1 protein-coding gene is annotated in these 1,515 nt (G+C 68.4%); it reads left to right on the top strand.

Translation table 11 applies throughout. From position 1 onward, the window contains the following. Nucleotides 1-272: 272 nt before the first annotated feature. On the top strand, nt 273-1,515 hold a 1,243-nt coding region (locus tag GXY15_10815), incomplete at its 3' end, for a DUF2961 domain-containing protein (GenBank protein NLV41702.1).

Raw genomic sequence — 1,515 nt, 5'->3', positions numbered from 1 at the left:
CTAATGTCCTGCATCCCTCCGGGATGCCCAAGACTTTCGCTTTCGGCCATTTCCACGTTTGGCAGAGAAAAACCGGCGGCTTGGAGCGCGGAAGAATACGTCCACTTCATTAGCAGCGAAGCGAAGCCATCTCGTTTTCACCGACCTCCGGCCGGCGGGATGCCCTCTTGCCGGAACCACCCCGGGTCCGCCGGTTGTTTCGCGGCTTCTGTTGGTCTAAGATGTTCCGGGGACGCGCGGCGCGGACCCCGCGCACCCATGGGAGACCGGCCATGCGAAAGAGTTCCCCGACCCTTTTCCTTTCGTTGTTCCTCCTGCTCGCGTCGGCGGGCGCGTGGGCCTGGCAGCCCACGGGCAGTCTGGGGGAGCTGTGCGACGACACGCTGCTGCCGGTGCCACGGCCGGGCGTGCGGATGGCGTCGTTCTCGAGCTATGACCGGACGGGGGGGAACAACGACGGCTTCTCGGGCCAGTACTCCAAGCTGCGCGAGGAGGACGGAAACAGCGTGATCGCGGAGATGGAGGGGCCGGGCTGCATCTGCCGCCTCTGGACAACGCACGCCGGCGGCGAGGCCGACGGGCTGCTGGAGCGCAAGGGGGAGCACATCCGGATTTATCTCGACGGGGAGGCCGTGCCCGCGCTGGACGTGCCGATGGAGAGCCTCTTCGACAACTCGCTGGAGCGGTTCCCGAACCCCCTCGCCGGGAAGGGCATCGGCGGATTCTACTCCTACATCCCCATCCCCTACCGGAAATCCTGCAAGGTGGTGGTGGACGGGCTCGGGGTGAAGTTCTTCCAGCTCAACTACGCCACCTTTCCCTCGGACGAGGGGGTGAAGACCTTCCAGATGGAGATGACGCCGGAGGAGCGGGAACTGCTGGGCCGCGCCGTGGCGCGGTGGAAGGATCCCCTCGGCACGCTGCGCGCGGCGGGCGAGGCCGTGGAGATTCCCCTGTCCCACAAGCCCGCCGGGAGCCAGGCGGAGCCCTTCTCCCACACGCTGACCGTGGACGCCCCGGCGCTCATCCACGGGATGACGCTGGAGGGCGTGGACCCCGCGTTCATCGCGCGCACGGAGATCGAGATCGCCGCCACGGGCGCGGCCCTGCGCCTGCCGCTGTCCTTCTTCTTCGGGCAGCTCCCCGGCGCGCCCGCCTATTCCTCCCTGCTGTCCGGCGCGGAGGGCGGGGTGTGGTACAACCGCGTTCCCTTTGTGTGCGCGCGCGAGTGCGTCCTCCGGCTCACGGGGATTCTGCCGGACGACGGGAAACTGACGGTGTATCGGTCGCCGCTGGCGGGCGCGCCCGCGGACTACGGCACGCTCATGGCGCAGTACACCGAGAGCCTGCCCACCAAGCCGGGCGTGTTCCACCCCCTGCTGAAGACGGCGGGCAGCGGGCATGTCGTGGGGACCTTCCTCTCCACCGAGGGGCCCGAGGGGCTGCCCTACTGGCTGGAGGGGGACGACCGCTGGATCATTGACGGCGAACTGCGCATCCACGGCACGGGGTCCG

It is taken from the genome of Candidatus Hydrogenedentota bacterium (assembly GCA_012730045.1).
Classification (GTDB): domain Bacteria; phylum Hydrogenedentota; class Hydrogenedentia; order Hydrogenedentales; family CAITNO01; genus JAAYBR01.
The sequence above is the reverse complement of the archived record's forward strand: the minus strand, read 5'-3'. Positions and strand labels throughout refer to the sequence as shown.